The organism is Acinetobacter chinensis (genome assembly GCF_002165375.2).
GTDB lineage: Bacteria > Pseudomonadota > Gammaproteobacteria > Pseudomonadales > Moraxellaceae > Acinetobacter > Acinetobacter chinensis.
On the sequence record NZ_CP032134.1, the window covers coordinates 2,071,149 to 2,091,867 of the forward strand.

Genomic DNA, 20,719 nt, shown 5'->3' on the forward strand with positions numbered 1-20,719 from the left:
TGTTAATGTAAGCTTCTGTAATACCTTATACATGCTTGGAAAAGCCTTATGAGCAAAACAACTCAAGAAAATCCGGCAGTCGAGAATTCTACTGTTGAAACTGTGTCAAATACATCAAAGAGCACTACCCGCTCAAGAAAAAGTACGGGCACAGCAGTGAAGTCAACAACAGCTGCAACAAAACCGGCCCGCAGTACCACACGTGCCACCGCTGGCAGAAGCAAAACTGCAGCTGCAACAACTACTACAAAACCCAGATCTACCATTAAAACTAAAGTTCAACAGGATAAAACCATGAGTCAGAACACAGTTCGCCGCGTTGCCATTATTGGCGGTAACCGAATTCCATTTGCCCGTTCAAACGGTGCTTATTTTACTGCATCCAACATTGACATGTTCACAGCGGCACTGAACGGTCTGGTTGAACGTTTTAATTTACAAGGTCAGCGTCTGGGCGAAGTTGTCGCTGGTGCAGTTTTAAAGCACAGCCGTGACTTTAACATGACCCGTGAGTGTGTGTTAAATACTGAACTTGCTCCTGAAACACCTGCTTACGATATTCAACAGGCGTGTGGTACCGGCTTACAGGCAGCTTTCCTTGTTGCAAACAAAATTGCACTGGGTCAGATTGAAGTCGGTGTGGCAGGTGGTGTAGATACAACTTCTGATGCTCCGATTGCATTTGGTGATGGTCTGCGTAAAGCGCTGCTTGAGCTGAATATTGCAAAAACAGGTAAAGACCGCTTAAAAGCACTGGCTAAAATCAATGTTAAAGATCTGATGGATGCTCCAAAAAATGGTGAGCCACGTACAGGTCTTTCCATGGGTGATCACCAGGCAATCACTACGCTTGAATGGGGAATTCCTCGTGAAGCACAGGATGAACTGGCAGCTGCTTCTCATCAGAAAATGGCAAAAGCGTATGAAGAAGGTTTCTTTGATGACCTGATCACACCTTTCCTGGGTCTTGAGCGTGACAACAACTTACGTGCTGACTCAAGCGTGGAAAAACTGGCAAAACTTAAACCTGCATTTGGTAAAGGCGATGCACGTACCATGACTGCGGGTAACTCTACGCCGTTAACTGATGGTGCTTCATGTGTACTGCTGGCGTCTGAAGAATGGGCGAAAGCCAATGGTCACGAAGTACTGGCATACTTAACGTTCTCTGAAACTGCAGCTGTAGACTTTGTTGGCAAAAAAGAAGGTCTGTTGATGGCTCCTGCATATGCAGTTCCACGCATGCTTGACCGTGCTGGCATTACACTTCAGGACTTCGATTATTATGAAATTCATGAAGCATTTGCATCTCAGGTTCTTTCTACACTTAAAGCATGGGAAGATCCAAAATTCTGTAAAGAACGTCTGGGACTGGAAGCTCCTTTAGGTTCAATTGACCGTTCAAAACTGAATGTTAAAGGTTCATCTTTAGCAGCTGGTCACCCATTTGCTGCAACTGGCGGCCGTATTATTGCGACTGCTGCAAAACTGTTAAATGAAAAAGGTTCAGGTCGTATTCTGATTTCCATCTGTGCCGCAGGTGGTCAGGGTGTAACAGCGATTGTAGAGAAATAATCTCTACCAATAAGCATTAAACAAAAACAGCCGTCACTGGTTTATACCTATGAGGGCTGTTTTAATATGAAGATTGAAAATATTGCTTTATATATCAAAAACAATCATTACCAATTTCAGTTAGAACCTGTATCCCACCCCGACATAAGTAATCAATGGGTCTATATCAATTTTTGTCGTAGAGTGAATTAACTGCTGACCTGTAGTTTTATTGATTACATTAATCGTAGCCTTATTATTCAGCTTTGCATACGAAACTGAAGCTGTTGTAAACCATTCAGGTGTAAGATCATAGGTAAAACCCGCTGTAACAATCGGAGCAATTGCATCACTCGCCTTTACTTTGACTTTCATATCCCCAGATGAAAGCTCACCATCGAGTGCTGCACCTGCTTTTCCATCGAGTACATTCTGGATCATATGACCTGCAGCAACCAAGTCTGACTCAATACCTTTATTCAGCTCAATATCATTAAAATAAGCGTACATTAACCCCACCCCAACATAAGGTCTTAATTTATCAATGCCAGGTTTCCCAAACTGATACTGGGCTTCCAGTGCAGGTGTCCACGCCCTTGCAGTTGCCGCTTTTGATCTACTGCCCAGGTTTGTAATTGGAATATCCTGCTTAAGATCTAAACCGTCAGGAAATAAAAGACCTGCCGTACCAGTAGGTGTAGCTTTCCCGGATAAAGGTGCAAATATTTCACCTTTTCCTTTAATATCGACTTTCGGCGGAATACCTCCAATCAACTGCAAAGACACATTTTCGTTCAGATAATAGTTAAACATCAGCCCAAGTGTATCAACATCATCCGCCTCAAGCCCTGTCCCCCTGGATTGCCATGATTCGAGACCATTAATTACTGCAGTTCCCGACTCACCCTCCAAAATATTTCCATCAGCATCAGCAATTCCAATCAGTCTAAAAGCATCCAACTCTTCCAACTCTTTAAGTTGCTCTTTTACATTAAACTCATTCATCGTGTAGTCAGGATCCACTGCGTTGATAAAAGAACCCACACTAATTGATCCAACTTTAGATGCTGTGCCATTTTCTACAGCAGTATTAATATTAAAAGGATTTGCCTTTCCCTGTGGCATGACGTGCAACCAACCAGCAGATACAGAGAATCGTTTAAACTCACCGGCATAACCAACATTTGTAAATACCAACAATGATGCTGCCATTGCCCCGATTTTGAACACTTTACTTTTATTCATTTTATTTTTCCCTAAAAATGACGATGTCTTACATGACAATTCGCATATAAAAAGTACAAAAAAAATAAGAATAATAAATAAAAAATGGATGAACTGTAGTCTAAACTTTCCAAACATTCGATAAAAAATGATCAAAATATAATAGATAAATATTTTTAAGATTTTCTTAAACAGCAATTTATTTTTAATAGACTGTTTATTAATTTTAAATGATTAAGACAAAATGAATATATGTAACCAATTGGAAAATAGTGACATATATCACAAATTAAGAATTGAGAATTGAGAATTGAGAATTGAGAATTGAGAATTGAGAATTGAGAATTGAGAATTGAGAATTAAGAATTGAGAATTGAGAATTGAGAATTGAGAATTGAGAATTGAGAATTGAGAATTGAGAATTGAGAATTGAGAATTGAGAATTGAGAATTGAGAATTGAGAATTGAGAATTGAGAATTATTATATTAACTAATAATTCTCATATTATACTCAGCAGAGCATCTTTTTCGGACAGATTTTGATTAATGCACAACCTGGTAACCCATACGGGCTTCAACTGCGTCGTAGATCCACTGAAAAACAAAGGTATAAACCAGGATACACATCGTCAGTCCAAAATCCAGCATCATCGCCTGTAACAGACTCATTTCCATGGCATAAGCCACCATTGGAATCGTGGCAAGCATTAAACCACCTTCAAACCCAACAGCATGGAGTAAACGGATTTTCACTGTTCTTTTCAGTTTATGTTTTGCTTCAAATTTTTCAAAATGATGATTGAACACCATATTCCATATAACGGATGTTACAGCCATAGCAATCCCCAGCGTACCTGTCACGTCCAGAGGAACTTTAAAAATCAGACTTAATGCAACCGCAATGATGACCAACAGAATAATCTCATAGCTCAGTGCATGAATAATCCTTCTTTTGGAAATCAACATAACCACTACTCTTCAACTAAAAATGACATTGTATTTGCAATAAACTGATTAAAAAAGTCAGATACTTTCATTTTAATTGATAGATTAAATTTTATTCAGACCATCCCCTGAGGAATTCCTGTTCTGATGCCTCAGAACATTTCAGACATAGAAAACGTACAAACAAATCATGAAACCGTATGCCTTTCTTTAATCTGACCGCTTAACAACTGATAAACATCAGATAAGTCTTTACGCTGAGACTGATTAAGCATGTGCTGATGCATCTCCAGAATATTCATATCACCCCGCATAGCGGGTCCTGTCTGCATAAGCTGTGGGTCAGCCTGCTGTGCTTTCTGCGCAGTTTCGTTAATTAAGGGATAAAGCAGACTGAAATCGACCTGTCTGGCATCGACAATCTGTTTTGCCATGTCATAACAGTAGTTACTGAAGTTACAGGCAAACACAGCAGCAAGATGCAGACTGAGCCGCTGTTCCGATGTATAGGCATAGACGCGCTGACTTAAACTTTCAGCAAGTGCAGTCAAGCACTGCTGATCTTCAGGATATGTTGCTTCAACAAATAGCGGAGTACTGCTCCAGTCCACTGTTCTTTCAATACTGAATGTCTGTAATGGATAAAATACACCTGCCCGCTGGTGCACTGCTGTCAGCCGGGAAATATGAGTACTGCCTGAAGTATGTACAATCAGCGCATCAGGAAGTACCTGATGAATAGGTACAATGATGTCGCTGATCGCCTGATCACTGACTGCAATCATGCACAACTCAGTTTCAGAACTGAGCAAGTTCAGATCTGAAATGATCTGTGGAGCGTTCTGATCTGCTGACAGCCCATGAAACTTCCCCGTACGACTGAATATCTGGATAATCTCATGCTGATCTTTCAGCACCTGAAACAGATGATATGCAACACGTCCTGCGCCAATAATACTGATTTTCATAAACTCATCATCTTTCATTATCCTGTGGTGAAAGCATGCCCGTAAAAAAAGGACGAATCAATTCGTCCTTTTTTATTTTAAGAAATTTATAAAAAATCAGTTATAAACATTGTTCAGATAAACTGTTCTTTCCTTGGTTTTCTGAATAAAACATTTTGTATACTGCATTTCCTGATCCTGGGCATACATCGCATCATCCCAATAACCTGAGTGCTTCTGATAAGTCTCTTTATCACTTTCATTCAGTTGATTTACAGACTTCTGCGCCAGCACTTTACAGTCTACATCACGTTTTTCAAACCAGTCTGACTGATCCTGCTGTAACTGCTGCTTCTGTTCATCTGTAAACTGATCCCAGGTCTGATTCAGACGCTCAACCGCTTTTACTTTATCTGCATCGAACTCTTTTTTACGGATATTCATGGCTTTTTGTGCAAGTTCAGCCTGTGCTACGTATTCCTGAGAGTTTTTCTCAGAATACTCCACCATTTCTGCATTTTCCTTCTTATATGCAGCGTACTGAACAGCTTTGACGGTCACAAAAACCACACCATCAATCACACTGCTCTGACCTGGTACATTCAGGCTCAGACCTTCTTTATCCGTTTTTGTAATGCTGTAACTGAAGTCACCTTTCAGCTGATCATCTCCAAGGCTCAGTGCATATTCACCGCCTTCCAGATAATCTCTCAGTGTGGAATTCTGGTTGCCATCCTCACCATCACAGTCCTCACAGATGTTCTGTTCAAGATAAGCATTTTCAGCCCGTTTCTGTAAACCTTTAGGAAAATGTACAATCAGCTGGCTCGAACAGTCGAGCTGTTTTGCCTGCTCAGGATTTTCTGTCAGTGTAGTTACACCCTTTATTTCAAATTTAAGATTTTTAGTGATTTTATCCAGCAGTTCCTGATCTGCACTATAACTGGACTGGCGAAGGTCTTTCTCCAGTTTTTTCAGATATTCAGCTTTCATGAAATCCTGCACCTGATTGATATTACCCTGATCAGTACAACTCCAGTCGGACATCACTTCGGTTTTTTCTTCAGCTGTTTCCTTCTTGTTTTTGAAGTAATCACATCCTGACATGAATGTAGCTGAAACGACCAGGATGGAAATTATTGATTTTTTCATCATTTTATTATTAACCAAGTTAAGTTTTGTTCTGCGCCGCGTATTAAATCAAAAACCTGACTGTTTGACGAGTACGAAATAAAAATCCCCACAGATTTGCAGGGATTTTTTTACAGATTGGCTTTATTGCTGCTGTACACCGTTTGCATCAACTGTACTTACACTGCCTGTTTCTGTGTTCAGTACTTCAAAAGCAATACGACGGTTTTTGAAACGGCCTTCAGGCGTTTCATTTTCAGCAACCGGTTTTTCCTGACCAAATCCTACAGCTTTTAACTGAGCAGCATCAACGCCTTGCTGTACAAAGTAATCAACAACAGCCTGAGCACGTTTCTGAGACAGTGTTTTATTTGCATCAGGATTACCCGTAGCATCTGTATGACCACCGACAACCAGCTGCACTGATTTCGCATTTTTCAGTACATCCGCTGCTTTATTCAGTACGGCTTTGTTTGCATCAGGAATCGCATTTGAACCCGTAGCAAAATTAATGATCTGTAAATTCAGTGCATCCGCCAGTTCCTGTGCTGTCGTCTGTTCAGCATTCAGCTCAGAAAGTGCTTTTTCTGCACTGCTGATACTGGTACTTACAGCTGAACTTTCATCCAGTGGAGCAGCAACAGACACTGTTGCATTTTTCAGTAAAGGCTGGATTTTTCCTACTAAAGCTTCTGCTGCCGCCTGATCAGGTGCCTGGACAGTCAACTGATTGCCTGTCCAGTTCAGATTGATACCTGGAACACCTTTCAACAGCTGTAGAACGCCTGGAATAGCATCCTGATCTACAAATTCTTTTGCAAGCTCAGCATTTGTTTCCACCGTACAGTCATTGGCCTGGCTGAACAGTGATTTAATATCTGTTTTCAGTTTTTCAAGGAAACCTGCATCGCCTGAACTGATCTGACAATGTGTCAGCTGACCCGCCTGATCCGTCACCAACTGTAGCGAAGATGCTTTAAGATCAGCGCTCTGTGAACTGACTGCACCTGTTCCTGCATCAACATCTTTTTTGGTACTGCAGGATTTATACAGGAATGCGATCAGTCCAAGTAAAACCAGTAATGCAATTAAAGGCAGTAAAAAGCCGGATTTTTTTTCTTCTTTTTGTGGAGGAGTTGAAGAAAGAGTCGGTTGAGCCACAACTTTTGGTGCTGCTGTGGTCGCTGCCGCAGCAATACTGCCAATACCAAATGCAGAAAGAATGGAAGCCGCCCATACCGGTACTTTACTGCTGATACTGCCAATCTGGCTCTGAATCAGTTTTACAATATCCTGCGGATGACTGCTGCCTGCTTCATCAGAAAGCAGACCTAAAGTTGGTGCAATAGCTTTACTGAGCACATTTTCAGTCTCATTCAAAGGCGCATCGCCACTGACCTGGCTTAAAAACTGCAGTTTCAGATCAGTACCTGTTCTGAAAAGATCAGAAAAACGAGGATTCAGCTGGTTCTGTAAAGCACCAATCAGATCTGGATGAGCTTTTAAAATGGATAAAAGCACGGGATAAAAAGATGCAAGTGCTTGTGTTTTCTCAGGTAAATAGCCTGTTTCACCATCAAGTACAGCTGCCGTAACTTTATTTTTGAGTAGTTCAATTAAATCTGTCATTTAAAATTCCTCTTATTTTCGTTTTTTCTTTTGACCTATAAAAGTTTATAGAGAGTATTTTAATATTTTGTTAATTATTTGTTTTTTTAGGTTTGATTTGTGAATAAAAACACATAAAAAAGCCAGCCGAAGCTGACTTTTTAAAAGAAACTGAATCGAATGTCTTAAGCTGTAAATGTGCGGATCGCTTTTCCTGTCACTTTCTGTCCAATCAAAGGTGTATTTTTACCCTGTGAAACAATACTTTTTTTATCCAGTGTCCATTCCAGTCCAGGATCAATCAACACAAGCCCTGCTTCATTTTCCCAGCGTTCTGCCATGTTCGCGACTTTTGCAGGAGCAAGTGTCACTTTTTCCACCCATTGTAACGGTGTGAACAGTTCTTCTTTAATCAGCTGCACACCAAGTGGCACATAACTGTCAAATGCTGTCAGACCAGGTTCTGTTTCAGCAAACGGTGCCATTTTGGCAGAGCTGCTTAAAGGTTCATGATGAGTACAGATTGCATCAATAACACCTTCTTTCACCGCATTACGCAGAACCTGTTTGTCATGTTCAGAACGTAACGGTGGACGTACATGTGCCAGTGGGTTAAAGCCATCAATCAAAGCATCGGTTAAATGCAGCTGATGCATTGCAACATCGGCAGTCACCGGCAGACCTTTGGCTTTGGCAATTTTAATCAGTTCCACTGACTCAGCACAGGACAGCAGTCCGAAGTGCGCATGAACACCTGTGACTTCAACCATCAACAGATATTTAGCAATCGCAATGGTTTCAGCAAGAGCCGGAATCATCGGTAAACCCTGGCGCGAAGCAATGAAGCCTTCATGCACACAGCCATCTTTGGCAATCTGATGTTCTTCTGCATAGAAGACCACAGTCATGTCCAGACCTGCTGCATATTCCAGGGTACGGATGACCACATCATCATCTGCAAATGGAGCATTAGCATTGGTCACTGCAGTACAGCCACCCTTTTTCAGACCCGCCATATTTGCAGGCTGTTTGCCATTTAAACCCTGGGTCTGTGCGCCAATCACCTGTAGGTAAATTCCACCATCCAGCATCGCTTTTTCAACCAGACCATGAATCAATGCACCATTATCCTGAACAATCGGTTTGGAATCCGGTGGGGTAAATACATGCAGAATACCGTTTTCACGGGCAGCCTTACCTTCCGACTTCAAAGTCCCATGCTGTTGCTGACCTGGTTCACGCATACGTGCGCAAAGATCCACCATGGTTGGCATGAGCCATTTACCCTGACCATCAATGGTTTCAGCAATCTGACTCTGATCCGGTCGGGTATCCAGCAGTTTACCATTTTCAATATGTACCGTCTGAACCTGATCAGTCTGTTTTACAGGGTCCAGGACACGAACATTTTCAATTTTTACAATAGTCATGACGTTTCTGCCCCCTTATCCTGCAATCGCTTCAAGTAAACCCTGTTCTTCCAGCTGCCCCTGCATGGACAGTGCAAGTACTGCCATACGCACAGCGATCCCATTGGTGACCTGATGCAGAATCACCGACTGGTCACCGTCAGCAATACTCGAATCAATTTCCACACCACGATTCATCGGACCTGGATGCATCACGATGCAGTCTGGTTTTGCCAGGGCAAGACGTTCCTGATTCAGACCATACATTTTGTAGAATTCAGCCTGAGATGACAGTGCCGGCGAATCAATCCGTTCATTCTGAATACGTAAGGTAATGATCACATCACAGTCTTTGATCCCTTCATTCATTTTATTGAACAGGCGAACACCCTCACCATATTCATTAAAACCATGAGGTAAAAGCGTATTCGGTGCAATCACACGAATATCTTTACAGCCTAAAGTCTGTAATGCAGCAATATCAGAACGGGCAACACGGGAATGTTTGATGTCGCCAATAATTGCCAGGCTGATATCTTCAAAATTCTTTTTAGTTTCACGGCGAATGGTCAGCATATCCAGCATCGCCTGAGTCGGATGCGCATGACGCCCGTCTCCGGCATTGATAATGGCCACATTCGGGCAGATATCTTTGGCAATAAAATGTGCTGCACCAGAAGATGAGTGACGTACCACAAAAATATCGGCAGCCATTGCTTCAAGATTCCACAGTGTGTCCCGCAGGGTTTCACCTTTGGACGTACTTGAACGGGCAATATCAATATTTAAAACATTGGCAGATAAGCGTTTTGCAGCGGCTTCAAAAGTCGTTCTGGTACGGGTAGAGTTTTCAAAGAACAGGTTCATCACTGTACGACCTTCTAAGAGGTTATTCGTTACAAGTTGATTTTGATCATTGATAAAAGAATGGGCTGTATCGAGAATTTTTGTCAGAGTTGCTTTAGAAAGCCCCTCGATAGTGATGAAATGTTTGAGATTTCCATCTTTATTCAGTTGAATCTGACTCGGTGTATGCAATGCCGCCAAGTGCATGAGAGATTCCTTAGAGGTTAAGTTAACGCATTATACAGATTTCCATTGCTTTTCGCAGTTGAAGTTTTGGGCATTTGCAACGATTCACTCAACAGACAAGTATGTACTGAATATTCTCCATTCCCGTTCAACACACCTTTTGAACCTACAGAGTCCAGTCACCTCTGATCAGTGCAATACAGACTGCTCTGCTTTTTACAGCCATGTATTGCACTCTTTTTTAACGAAGTGCCCCAATATAGTGATGGGAAACCTGTGCCTTATAAATTTCTTCTGCGCTAAGCTCATCTGAACTTTCTGTCTGATATGCACGGGGCAGTTTTTCTGTCTCACCCGATTTATCAGCAGGAACTGACTTTGTTTTTTCCTGATCTACAAACAGCTGAAGTTTCATGCCCAGACGGCTGAGTTCTTCATCCTGAGCTGCAAAGGCAAGCTGCACAACATATTCAGCATAAGCAGGATTTTCCACCAGATACATGACATCAATCACTCGCCCTGATACCCGTCTCAGACGGGCAAGTATCAGCGTTGCAATTGAAAACACATCTGTACGGGACAGAAAAGTTGAGCCAGTATCCATAAATTCCCCCATTCAATCAATTAACCACCTGAAAACCAGGTGAAACTGATCAATGGTTTAGCAATATTTATACCAGAGCAAAAACAATCAGATACAGAACATCAAGCTCATACAGTTATTCAAGAAAAAATGATCTGAATTTACGGGGTTTAGAATGATGGAATTCAGACATTAATACGACAGACTACTGATTAAGCGAATATCATTATGTCTTAGGAACTTTACTATTAATTGTATGGGCTGTTACTGACCATAAAAATGCGTCCAGCACATATGCAGAGAAATTACGATCAACACCAGTCCCATTACAATATTAAAGATACGTGCTCTGTGACCTGTATTGAGAAATGCAGCCAGCATTTCACCTGCCACCCCCCATATCCATAATGACAGATAACAGACCACAAAATAAATCAGGATAAAAAGTACAAGAATGTTCGGGTTCTGAGATGCGGAAAACAAAGCAGTTCCCGCTACAGCAGCGATCCATGCTTTAGGATTTAACCACTGCATGAGTGCGCCCTGCATAAAACCAGGAACCTGAGCGGTCATACTTTTTTCAGATGACACAGATTGTTCTGTGGAAGAAATGTCTCCAGTAATCCGCTCGCCTTTTGCCATCAGAATATTAAAACCGATCCAGACCAGTAACGCTGTCCCGAGTAAGCTGATCACATTCAGTAAAACTGGATAGATCATAATAAATTGATACAGTCCAAAGCAGACAGAAGCCAGCAACAGCGTAAAACCGAACGTTGCACCCGAAATAAAAGCCAGCACAGGCTTTACACCATAATTCATACTGCTGCTGAGAATGGTCAGGTTGACAGGTCCAGGTGAAATGGACATGGATAATGAAAAACTGATCATTGAAATGATGAGCGCCAGCATAGGTTTATTTTCTTTTTTAAGTCACTTATTTATCTGGTTGAACTGACCGATTTCAATTATTTTTTCATCTTTATTTTGCAAACTTATCTCTGACCCACTAAAAAAATCAAACTTCGTGTGTCTCTACAAGTATTCGTCACGAAAATAAGCTAAAATACTCGTTTGCTTTTTTGCTGCTGGAAATATTCATGAATGCTAAACCCCGTCTTTCTACATATTGGGTCACCTGTGCAGATGGACTTGAAACCCTGCTACAGGAAGAAATTGAAGGTTTAGGCGTTCAGAATATCGAAAAATTTCCAGGACGCCTTGTTTTCAAAGGCAAACTTGAAGATGCGTACCGTATCTGCATGTGGTCACGTCTGGCTTCACGTGTACTGACCCCTATTCATGTCCATGAGCTTGACTTCACGCACGATGCCCGTGATGTCGCAGAAGAACTTTATGAGGGTGCCATCAATTTTGACTGGTCACTGATTTTTGCCCCACAGAGCACTTTTGCAATCCGTCTGCATGTAGAGCGTGATATTAAGGTCAACACTCAGTTTGCTACCCTGCGTGTAAAAGATGGCGTAGTGGATTCCTTTATGGAAGCTGTAGGTAAACGCCCAAGCATTGACATCAAGCAGCCAGAAATCACGCTGTATGTACTTGCAGGTAAAACGGCACATACTTATTGCCTGGATTTATCAGGCGATTCCCTGCATAAGCGTGGCTACCGTCACTATATGACAGATGCGCCGATTAAAGAAAACCTTGCCGCTGCCATCCTGCAGAAAGCAAAACTCAAAGAACGCAACCCTGACATTATCCTGGACCCAATGTGTGGTTCAGGGACGTTTATTATTGAATCTTTAATGATTCTGACGGATCGCGCACCAGGTCTGGTACGACGTTTCGGTTTTAATGGCTGGAACGGTCATGACCATGAACTATGGATGTCCATTAAAGGCGAAGCTGCTGAACGTCATAAAACAGCTCTGGCTCAACCACTTCCACAGTTTTATGCTTTCGATGCTGACTGGGAAGCAGTCAAAGCAACCAAACAGAATATTATTGCAGCTGGTTTTGAATCTGTACTTGATCAGATCAAAATGGAAGAACGCACACTGGCAGACTGGCCTGATTTCAAAGCTGAGGGTAAAAAGTCCTTTATTGTGACTAACCCGCCATACGGTGAACGCCTGGGTGATAAAGCATCCAACCGTTCGCTGTACTTAGGCTTATCTGCGCTGCTGCAAAAGAATTTTCCAAATCAGTATGCGGCAGTGATTGCAGCTGCGGTTGAACAGGCCGATGTGCTGGCATTCAATAATCCTCAGATTCTGCGTCTGATGAACGGTAAATTACCAATTTATGTGCGTTTTGGTGATATTAAGCCTGCAACCGTGAGCCGTCCGTTCCTGGCTGAATGGCAACCACAGCAGTTTGAAGCGATTGAAGGTGCTGAAGACTTTACCAACCGCCTGCAAAAAAACATGCAAGCGCTAAAAAAATGGGCAGTGAAAGAAAATATTTACTGTCTGCGTCTATACGATGCCGACCTGCCTGATTTTAATGTCGCGGTAGATCTGTATGGTGACCGCCTGCATGTACAGGAATATGCGCCACCAAAAACCATTGACCCTGAAAAAGCGAAGAAACGTTTCAACCTCGCTTTAGCTGCAATCCGTGCAGTGACAGGTCTTGGTCGTGATGCTATTTTCATTAAAACCCGTGCACGCCAGGAAGGTAAAACTCAATATGAGAAGCAAAGTACTGCTTCCAAGCGCTTTATCGTTCAGGAAGGCAAAGCAAAAATTCTGGTCAATTTAACTGACTACTTAGATACAGGTTTATTCCTGGATCACCGTCAGATGCGTCTGCGTATAGCTGCTGAAGCCAAAGGCAAACACTTCCTGAATCTGTACAGCTACACTTCCACAGCCAGCTTACACGCAGCTTTAGGTGGCGCGGCCAGTACCACAAGTGTCGATCTGTCCAATACCTATCTGAACTGGTCCAAAGAAAACTTTGTTTTAAACGGTCTGACGGTTGATCATCCAGATGAACAGCATCAGTTCTTCTCAAGTGACTGTTTTGAATGGTTAAAAGAAGGTCATGAACAGTATGACCTGATCTTTATTGATCCACCGACGTTTTCAAACTCGAAAAAATTCTATGGAACCTTTGATGTTCAGCGAGACCACAATTCACTGCTGAAACGTGCCATGAACCGTCTGACAACAGGTGGCACACTTTACTTCTCAAACAACTACCGTGGTTTTGAGATGGATGAAGAAGTTCAGGCAATGTACGATGTGGTTGAAATCAGTAACGAAACCATCGGGCAGGATTTCAAACGTAATCAGAAAATCCACCGTGCCTGGAAAATTCAGCATCCACCGGTGTGATGCTGAATTTTTAACTCAGACTATCGCATTTCAATGGTGATTCCATTCGGATAAGTCACTGTAATGTTGTCATAACTTTGCTTGTAAACTATGTTGTTTACAGGCAAAGTTTTTTCATCCTGTAAAATTCGTGCCTTATCATCTGCTTTTTTCTTCTGAATCAGGTAATCACTCATTTCAGAACCTTCAAGATTTTTTTCCTGAATATTCTGATTGTTCTGACTCACCAGTCGATGAGCCTCTTTCTGATGATCAGCTTTAGAAGTTTCCTCATCCGATTTAAATTTCTGTAATGCAGAAGAATTCACATAACCATTTTCACCAGCTGTATCCGCCAGAGACTGATCGGACAAAGCCACTCCAGCTGCCTGAACAAAAATCGGAACGCTGCTGCAGATTACAACAAGTATTCCTGTTTTTATGACACTTTTCTGACTTTTATTGTTATTCATCATCATGATGCTGTATTCCATTTTATTATGCAGAATTACGCTAACAAGTTTAGTCATACACAACAAGGACTGTTCAGGACAAGCCGACATATAGCAGAAAATTCATTTTTATTTTCACATAATTATTTGATTATCATAATAATTCCATATGTCTGATTATTGTAAATTTCATCACATAATAAAAAAACCACCCGCAGGTGGTTTCTGATGATGAATCAAGCTTATTCTTTTCTGTATGACTGCTGCCCATATTTATAATCAAGCCGCATGATCATGTTATTCCCATCACGCTGAACCTGACCTTGCTGCTGCATTGCCTGAATCATATTTTCCACTTCCTGATCCGACATGCTCCGACCAGCATTCTGCAGATAATTATTCATCATTGCTTTCAGAAGTGCTTTATCAAACTGAATATCCGCACTGAAATCCAGCAGGCTTGGAACCATCTGAACAAAACCTGTAATTGAACCATGATGACCAGGCATCAGCTTTCCTGTCAGACTTGCTTTCGCCTCACCACCGGATGCTTTAATCATATTGTCTTTCGACTCAAAGTTAAAACCATCCCCTATAACGGCAAGCAAAGAATCCAGCAGTACCTGAGTTTCTGCATCTGATGACGTACAGGTCTGATTAAAATTTTCAAGTGTGTCAAAAAAGCTCTGAACTTTTTTCAGCTTAAGATCTTTCAGATTCATATTCATGGAAAATTCGTCAAATGAACCCGCTGCCGGCATAGTCATTTTGCCAATGTTGAACTGTGTAGCGATATCTACAGTCTGCTCATGTACTTTTGTTGTACTTTCAAGATGCATATTTTTGATACTGCCCGCAGACTTGCCAGCACCTTCATTACGACTCATGGAAGATATACTTAAAATGGAATATCCATCCTTTAAAGTCCCTTTATTCAGCCCCTGGCTGGTTTCAAGCATAATATCCTGAGCCAGTAAATGAGTATCCTTTTCAGTCATATTGATCACAGGTATGGAAAGTTTTACAGCCGAAAGGCGGGTATCCTGACCTGGGTAGGACTGCGTGCGTATTTCAGCATTCAGGGCATCCATTCTGACACTCATCCCATTTACATTTTCTGTGATTGCCGGCAACTTAAAATGTGTTCGGGACTGCCCAAGCCAGTTGATTGTTGTATCGGCTTTGACTCCCCCTTTCAGATATTTAATGGCTTCGGGTTTACCCTGGTGCACTTTAGAATCAGAATTCACAGCATAACCAGTCAATGTTCTTCTGATCTGATCCTTGCCTTTTAAAATAACAAACTCAGCGGGTATACATGGGTCAGGTATAAACGTCATCGTCCAGCTGGCAGACCCCGTCATGAGCCCCATCTGAAAATCCGAATATTGCATTTTAATATTTGCATCTGCCGATACATCAGGTTTTTGCTCATAAAATGCCTGAAGCACTTTATCTGCATATATGTTTCCACCGACTGCAACAGCCCCCAGAAACACAATCCCCCCTATACCCCATTTTATTTTTGACATCTATATCTCATTTTGATCTTTTTATGCGATTGATTATAGCCAAAACAACTGAAATTAAAAAACTTTTTATTCCAACCTGATGTTTAAATCCATAAATTCCAGACATTCATTCAACTGCTTCATGGATGAAAATCCATAGGCAATAAAAAAACCTGACCGAAGCCAGGTTTTTTTATTTCAACACTTAGTTTTAAGTCAGTTCAAATTAACTCAATTTCAGTTTCCCAAAATCAAGATGACCATCTTCAGCACTGATTAAAACAGTATCGCCCGCAGTAAAATCACCTGCCAGGATACGTTGCGCCAAAGTATTTTCAACCTGTTGCTGGATCGCACGTTTCAATGGACGTGCACCATATACAGGATCAAAACCAGCATCAATCAGGATATCGAAAGCCTGATCATCCACTTTCAATCCAATGTCACGTTCAGCTAAACGAGCGCGTAAACGATCCAGTTGAATATCGGCAATGCCACGAATCTGCGATTTTTTCAATGAATGGAATACCACCAGTTCATCAATACGGTTGATAAATTCAGGACGGAAATGTTGCAATACCGCACCCATCACCACCGCACGAACTTCTTCATCCGTAGCACCATCGCCAAGCTCACGTACATCACTTGAACCTAAGTTCGATGTCATCACGATCACGGTATTTTTAAAGTCAATCAAGCGACCTTGTGAATCCGTTAATCGCCCATCATCCAACACCTGTAAAAGTATGTTGAATACGTCTGGATGTGCTTTTTCAACTTCGTCAAACAGTACAATACTGTATGGTTTACGACGGACTGCTTCAGTCAACACACCGCCTTCTTCATAGCCGACATAGCCTGGAGGCGCACCGACCAAACGACTGACTGAGTGTTTTTCCATAAATTCAGACATGTCGATACGAATAATCGCATCATCACTGTCAAATAAGAAATTACCCAAGGCTTTGGTCAATTCAGTTTTACCCACACCTGTTGGTCCAAGGAATAAGAATGAACCACTTGGACGGTTCGGATCAGATAATCCTGCACGTGAACGGCGCACTGCGTTGGATACTGCAACCACAGCTTCATCCTGTCCAACCACACGGTTATGTAAGAATTCTTCCATGTGAAGAAGTTTCTCACGTTCGCCTTGCAGCATTTTCGAGACAGGAATCCCTGTTGCAGCACTGACTACTTCCGCAATTTCATTTTCAGTGACTTTGGTACGAATCAGTTTCGGTTCTTCATTGGTTTCCGCAACTTCTTCTTCATTCAAGCGTTTTTGCAACTCAGGAATTACGCCATATTGCAAACGGCTTGCTTCTGCCAAATCACCTTCACGTTGCGCTTTTTCAAATGCAGTACGTGCTTTGTCTAACTCCACTTGCGCTTGGTTTGTACCATCGACTAAGCGTTTTTCCGCAATCCACACTTCTTCAAGATCGCTATATTCTTTTTGAACTTCTTCGATTTGTTTTTCGAGATGTTCAACTTCAGCTTTCGACACAGAATCCGCATCTTTTTTCACTGCTTCCAGCTGCATTTTCAACTGGATTAAGCGACGATCCAAACGGTCTAATGGCTCAGGTTTCGAGTCAATTTCCATTTTGATCCGTGATGCAGCCTCATCAATCAAGTCAATGGCTTTATCGGGCAACTGGCGATCTGTGATGTAACGATGTGACATTTTCGCCGCAGCAATAATCGCTGAGTCGAGAATCTGCACACCATGATGGGTCGCATATTTGTCTTTTAAACCACGCAAAATCGCAATCGTGTCTTCAACACTTGGTTCATCGACCAGAACTTTCTGGAAACGACGCTCAAGTGCCGCATCTTTTTCAATGAACTGACGATATTCATCTAAAGTGGTCGCACCGACACAGCGCAATTCACCACGTGCCAATGCAGGTTTAAGCATATTGCCCGCATCCATCGCGCCATCGCCTTTACCTGCACCGACAAGTGTATGCAACTCGTCAATGAACAGGATGATTTCACCATCGTATTTGGCTAAGTCTTTCAGAACTGCTTTTAGACGTTCCTCGAACTCACCACGATATTTTGCACCTGCAAGTAAAGAACCTAAATCAAGTGAAAGAACACGTTTTCCTTTCAAACTTTCAGGGACTTCACCATTGACGATACGCTGTGCTAAACCTTCAACAATCGCAGTTTTACCCACACCTGGTTCACCAATCAACACGGGATTGTTTTTGGTACGGCGTGACAAAACCTGAATGGTACGGCGAATTTCTTCATCACGACCAATCACAGGATCAAGCTTGCCTGACAAAGCACGTTCAGTCAGGTCAACGGTATATTTATTTAATGAATCACGTTGATCTTCATGGTTATTTGCCATAACTTGCTCACCACCTCGTATATTTTCAATCGCTTTGCGCAGTTTGTCTGTCGTCACACCCACGCTTGTGAATAATGTTTTGGTTGCACCAGTTTCAGCAAGTGCCAGAATCACCCAATCAGTTGATAAAAACTCATCGCCTGCTTTTTGGGCGAAACTGTCTGCCAGATTCAGCGCGCGAACCGCTTCAGGATTTAAATTAATATCACCTGTTGGCGTACCGATTTTCGGTGCATCGTTAATTGCCTTTTGCAGCTTCGTTTTCAGCTCAGGAAGATTTGCACCTGACTGTTGCAATAAACTCAGGTTCGATGGCTCTTCCAGTAAAGCTGAAAGAATGTGAATACCCTCAATCGCAGTATTGTCATTCCCCATCGCTAAAGACTGGGCATCAGATAAGGCTTGCTGCAGGCGGTTGGTAAATTTTTCAAATCGCATTCTTGTTATTCCTCACAACAAATTTTGTACTTGAATAATAAATGGGAACGCTTGGTCGGATTTCAATAGACAAATTAAATTATTTTATATATTTTTCAAAAACTTACTATTTTAATCAGAATAGATTTCAGTATTAATATCTGTGCTGATTCAACTTTTTTCAAGTCAGTACTTTAGAAAAATATATGTTTTAAATGTCCTTATATTATTGATCAACTTACCATTTAGACTAAGCTGTATTGGAAAATTTTAGAATCTGAAAAATGTTAATATTCATTAAACGTGAATGTATAAAAGGCTGAACAAATATTGCAATTTGATCAGCCTCACTCATTCATCTTAAATTTATATACAACTAAACCTGTGACTTGGTTGCTGAACTTTGCGATACAGCGCTATTGGCAGGCACACTTTGGGTAATCCACACATTTCCACCAATCACCGCACCCTGCCCAATGGTAATACGTCCAAGAATCGTTGCTCCTGCATAGATCACCACATTATCTTCCACAATCGGATGACGCGCATATTCTTTCTGTAAACGCCCTGCATCATCGACTTCAAAACGCTTCGCGCCAAGTGTCACAGCCTGATAAATACGGACATTTTTACCAATAATACAGGTTTCACCAATCACCACACCTGTCCCATGATCAATAAAGAATCCTTGGTCAATCTGAGCACCTGGATGGATATCAATACCTGTTTTAGAATGAGAAATTTCAGCAATCAGACGTGCCAGTAAAGACAAATCTTTTTTATAAAACTCATGAGCAATACGATGGTAAATAATGGCGAGTATGCCTGGATAGCACAACAGAACCTCATCAACACTACGTGCCGCAGGATCACCCTCATAAGCCGCAATCACATCAGTATCCAGAATACGGCGCAATTCGGGAAGTTTTTGTGCAAATTCACTCACAATACTTTGTGCAAGCACATCAATCACTTCCGCATTTTCATTATGCTTTTTATATTTATAGTCATAGGTCAAATTGAGTTTGACCTGTTCCCGCAATGCATAAAGTGTTTTTTCAAGTGTATGTGCAATGTAGAAATTTTCACTCTGCTGACGTAGATCGTGTGGCCCCAGACGCATTGGAAATAAGATGCCACACAGATCATTCATGATTTTTTTAATTTCTTCTTTAGAGGGCAACTCTCGCCCACCAAAATCTTTCAGACTTTTCTGTTGTGTACGCCATTCATTACGCGCTTGCTGTAATTCAGTGACAATATTTTGAATGTTCCATTGCGTCATGGGATTGCCTGCATGAGATTTCTTTTTTCATTATATGAATAAAGTATTCGGTTCAATATTCTTTATTCAATTCTTATGAAGAATATTATTTTATTTGCTACCTTTTAGATAAACATTGTTGATATATCTTTATCAAAATTTTGCATTTAGCCACAGTTGAAGTCGATGCCATGTTTGAATGCTTAGCAATAAATGATCCAGATAATAAAAATCTCTTTTCCCAAAATAAGAATAAGCAATTCAACTTTTATTCATTTTCAGAATATAAAAAATCATTATATTTAATATCAACTTCTCTAATAGATTATTTCAAATTCTGCGTAGCTTAGCTTAAAAACTGCTTTATTCAGGATTTGATTCAGGTGTGTAACATGAATAGTACGACTAAAATTGAACTTCCAGAATTGGATGACAACAAGATTCAGCAAATCTTTGCCGATGCAAAACAACGGGTTGAAGATCATTATCTTGAATTTACAGGTACTGTTTTACCGCATGAAGCATGGGCTTTATTTCAGGCAGGTCATGCCGTGATTGTGGATGTACGTACCAATGAAGAACGTAAATTCGTCGGCTATGTCGAAGACACCATTCATATTCCCTGGGCAACAGGAACTGCATTAAACCGCAATCCCCGCTTTGCCAAAGAACTGGAATCTAAAGTGGGTAAAGACAAAACCATTCTACTTCTATGCCGTAGTGGTAAACGTTCTGCGGCTGCGGCAAATGTCGCCTTTAATGCAGGCTTTGAAAATATTTACAACATCGAACAAGGTTTTGAAGGTGATCTGGATGAAGACAATCATCGAGGTTCATTCAATGGATGGCGTTTTCATCACCTGCCTTGGCGTCAAGAATAAATAACTCGGGCGAACTATAAGTTCGCCCTGAAACTGACGCTCCATTTTAATTCCATTCTCCATTTTTTACTAAAACTTCAATTGCCTGGGAGAGGATCATTTTTGCCTA

General features: G+C 41.4%; 16 protein-coding genes. 3 read left to right on the plus strand and 13 right to left on the minus strand.

Annotated elements, in window-relative coordinates:
- Positions 1-48 precede the first annotated feature (48 nt).
- Complete coding sequence (locus CDG60_RS10855) at positions 49-1,575, plus strand: acetyl-CoA C-acetyltransferase (RefSeq protein WP_087512386.1); 1,527 nt, start codon at positions 49-51, stop codon at positions 1,573-1,575.
- A 120-nt stretch (positions 1,576-1,695) separates the two neighbouring features.
- Here the strand turns inward: CDG60_RS10855 and CDG60_RS10860 are convergent, their stop codons facing one another.
- From CDG60_RS10860 to CDG60_RS10900, 9 genes are all read right to left on the minus strand, one after another.
- A complete protein-coding gene (locus CDG60_RS10860; RefSeq protein WP_227542867.1) occupies positions 1,696-2,799 on the minus strand; it encodes an OmpW/AlkL family protein in 1,104 nt (367 codons plus the stop codon).
- Between the two features lie 522 nt (positions 2,800-3,321).
- Positions 3,322-3,744 carry a chlorhexidine efflux PACE transporter AceI gene (aceI, locus tag CDG60_RS10865; RefSeq protein WP_087512387.1) on the minus strand — a complete coding sequence of 141 codons (423 nt, stop codon included), beginning with the start codon at positions 3,742-3,744 and terminating at the stop codon, positions 3,322-3,324.
- Positions 3,745-3,911: 167 nt separating this feature from the next.
- Complete coding sequence (locus CDG60_RS10870; RefSeq protein ID WP_087512418.1) at positions 3,912-4,691, minus strand: Rossmann-like and DUF2520 domain-containing protein; 780 nt, start codon at positions 4,689-4,691, stop codon at positions 3,912-3,914.
- 96 nt (positions 4,692-4,787) lie between these two features.
- Positions 4,788-5,822 (minus strand): DUF1311 domain-containing protein, encoded by a 1,035-nt coding sequence (locus CDG60_RS10875; RefSeq protein ID WP_171405501.1) that lies wholly within the window; start codon positions 5,820-5,822, stop codon positions 4,788-4,790.
- A gap of 123 nt (positions 5,823-5,945) precedes the next feature.
- A complete protein-coding gene (locus tag CDG60_RS10880; protein WP_087512389.1) occupies positions 5,946-7,430 on the minus strand; it encodes an OmpA family protein in 1,485 nt (494 codons plus the stop codon).
- A gap of 164 nt (positions 7,431-7,594) precedes the next feature.
- The gene (locus tag CDG60_RS10885) at positions 7,595-8,839 is read right to left on the minus strand and encodes a dihydroorotase (RefSeq protein WP_087512390.1); all 1,245 of its coding nucleotides are present in this window, start codon (positions 8,837-8,839) and stop codon (positions 7,595-7,597) included.
- Positions 8,840-8,854: 15 nt separating this feature from the next.
- The gene (locus tag CDG60_RS10890) at positions 8,855-9,871 is read right to left on the minus strand and encodes an aspartate carbamoyltransferase catalytic subunit (RefSeq protein ID WP_087512391.1); all 1,017 of its coding nucleotides are present in this window, start codon (positions 9,869-9,871) and stop codon (positions 8,855-8,857) included.
- A gap of 220 nt (positions 9,872-10,091) precedes the next feature.
- Positions 10,092-10,454 carry a hypothetical protein gene (locus CDG60_RS10895; RefSeq protein WP_227542868.1) on the minus strand — a complete coding sequence of 121 codons (363 nt, stop codon included), beginning with the start codon at positions 10,452-10,454 and terminating at the stop codon, positions 10,092-10,094.
- Positions 10,455-10,697: 243 nt separating this feature from the next.
- Complete coding sequence (locus CDG60_RS10900; protein WP_087512393.1) at positions 10,698-11,345, minus strand: LysE family translocator; 648 nt, start codon at positions 11,343-11,345, stop codon at positions 10,698-10,700.
- Between the two features lie 188 nt (positions 11,346-11,533).
- On the opposite strand from CDG60_RS10900, the gene rlmKL reads away from it, so the two are divergent.
- Positions 11,534-13,738, plus strand: coding sequence for a bifunctional 23S rRNA (guanine(2069)-N(7))-methyltransferase RlmK/23S rRNA (guanine(2445)-N(2))-methyltransferase RlmL (gene rlmKL, locus CDG60_RS10905; protein WP_087512394.1), 2,205 nt, complete (start codon positions 11,534-11,536; stop codon positions 13,736-13,738).
- Positions 13,739-13,758: 20 nt separating this feature from the next.
- Here rlmKL and CDG60_RS10910 read toward each other — a convergent pair whose 3' ends face one another.
- From CDG60_RS10910 to epsC, 4 genes are all read right to left on the minus strand, one after another.
- The gene (locus CDG60_RS10910) at positions 13,759-14,247 is read right to left on the minus strand and encodes a hypothetical protein (protein WP_147387785.1); all 489 of its coding nucleotides are present in this window, start codon (positions 14,245-14,247) and stop codon (positions 13,759-13,761) included.
- Between the two features lie 164 nt (positions 14,248-14,411).
- The gene (locus tag CDG60_RS10915; protein WP_087512396.1) at positions 14,412-15,701 is read right to left on the minus strand and encodes a DUF945 family protein; all 1,290 of its coding nucleotides are present in this window, start codon (positions 15,699-15,701) and stop codon (positions 14,412-14,414) included.
- Positions 15,702-15,906: 205 nt separating this feature from the next.
- The gene (clpB, locus tag CDG60_RS10920) at positions 15,907-18,486 is read right to left on the minus strand and encodes an ATP-dependent chaperone ClpB (RefSeq protein WP_087512397.1); all 2,580 of its coding nucleotides are present in this window, start codon (positions 18,484-18,486) and stop codon (positions 15,907-15,909) included.
- A gap of 355 nt (positions 18,487-18,841) precedes the next feature.
- A complete protein-coding gene (epsC, locus tag CDG60_RS10925; protein ID WP_087512398.1) occupies positions 18,842-19,750 on the minus strand; it encodes a serine O-acetyltransferase EpsC in 909 nt (302 codons plus the stop codon).
- A gap of 371 nt (positions 19,751-20,121) precedes the next feature.
- Here epsC and CDG60_RS10930 point away from each other — a divergent pair, with 371 nt between their 5' ends.
- Positions 20,122-20,610, plus strand: a complete 489-nt coding sequence (locus CDG60_RS10930) for a rhodanese-like domain-containing protein (protein WP_087512399.1) — start codon at positions 20,122-20,124, stop codon at positions 20,608-20,610.
- The last annotated feature ends 109 nt before the right edge of the window (positions 20,611-20,719 follow it).

What these genes read in the sequence shown, in the direction of transcription:
- CDG60_RS10855 (WP_087512386.1), top strand. Translation starts at nt 49, where the DNA reads ATGAGCAAAACAACTCAAGAAAATCCGGCAGTCGAGAATTCTACTGTT.
- CDG60_RS10860 (WP_227542867.1), bottom strand. Translation starts at nt 2,799, where the DNA reads ATGAATAAAAGTAAAGTGTTCAAAATCGGGGCAATGGCAGCATCATTG.
- aceI (WP_087512387.1), bottom strand. Translation starts at nt 3,744, where the DNA reads ATGTTGATTTCCAAAAGAAGGATTATTCATGCACTGAGCTATGAGATT.
- CDG60_RS10870 (WP_087512418.1), bottom strand. Translation starts at nt 4,691, where the DNA reads ATGAAAATCAGTATTATTGGCGCAGGACGTGTTGCATATCATCTGTTT.
- CDG60_RS10875 (WP_171405501.1), bottom strand. Translation starts at nt 5,822, where the DNA reads ATGAAAAAATCAATAATTTCCATCCTGGTCGTTTCAGCTACATTCATG.
- CDG60_RS10880 (WP_087512389.1), bottom strand. Translation starts at nt 7,430, where the DNA reads ATGACAGATTTAATTGAACTACTCAAAAATAAAGTTACGGCAGCTGTA.
- CDG60_RS10885 (WP_087512390.1), bottom strand. Translation starts at nt 8,839, where the DNA reads ATGACTATTGTAAAAATTGAAAATGTTCGTGTCCTGGACCCTGTAAAA.
- CDG60_RS10890 (WP_087512391.1), bottom strand. Translation starts at nt 9,871, where the DNA reads ATGCACTTGGCGGCATTGCATACACCGAGTCAGATTCAACTGAATAAA.
- CDG60_RS10895 (WP_227542868.1), bottom strand. Translation starts at nt 10,454, where the DNA reads ATGGATACTGGCTCAACTTTTCTGTCCCGTACAGATGTGTTTTCAATT.
- CDG60_RS10900 (WP_087512393.1), bottom strand. Translation starts at nt 11,345, where the DNA reads ATGCTGGCGCTCATCATTTCAATGATCAGTTTTTCATTATCCATGTCC.
- rlmKL (WP_087512394.1), top strand. Translation starts at nt 11,534, where the DNA reads ATGAATGCTAAACCCCGTCTTTCTACATATTGGGTCACCTGTGCAGAT.
- CDG60_RS10910 (WP_147387785.1), bottom strand. Translation starts at nt 14,247, where the DNA reads ATGACTAAACTTGTTAGCGTAATTCTGCATAATAAAATGGAATACAGC.
- CDG60_RS10915 (WP_087512396.1), bottom strand. Translation starts at nt 15,701, where the DNA reads ATGTCAAAAATAAAATGGGGTATAGGGGGGATTGTGTTTCTGGGGGCT.
- clpB (WP_087512397.1), bottom strand. Translation starts at nt 18,486, where the DNA reads ATGCGATTTGAAAAATTTACCAACCGCCTGCAGCAAGCCTTATCTGAT.
- epsC (WP_087512398.1), bottom strand. Translation starts at nt 19,750, where the DNA reads ATGACGCAATGGAACATTCAAAATATTGTCACTGAATTACAGCAAGCG.
- CDG60_RS10930 (WP_087512399.1), top strand. Translation starts at nt 20,122, where the DNA reads ATGAATAGTACGACTAAAATTGAACTTCCAGAATTGGATGACAACAAG.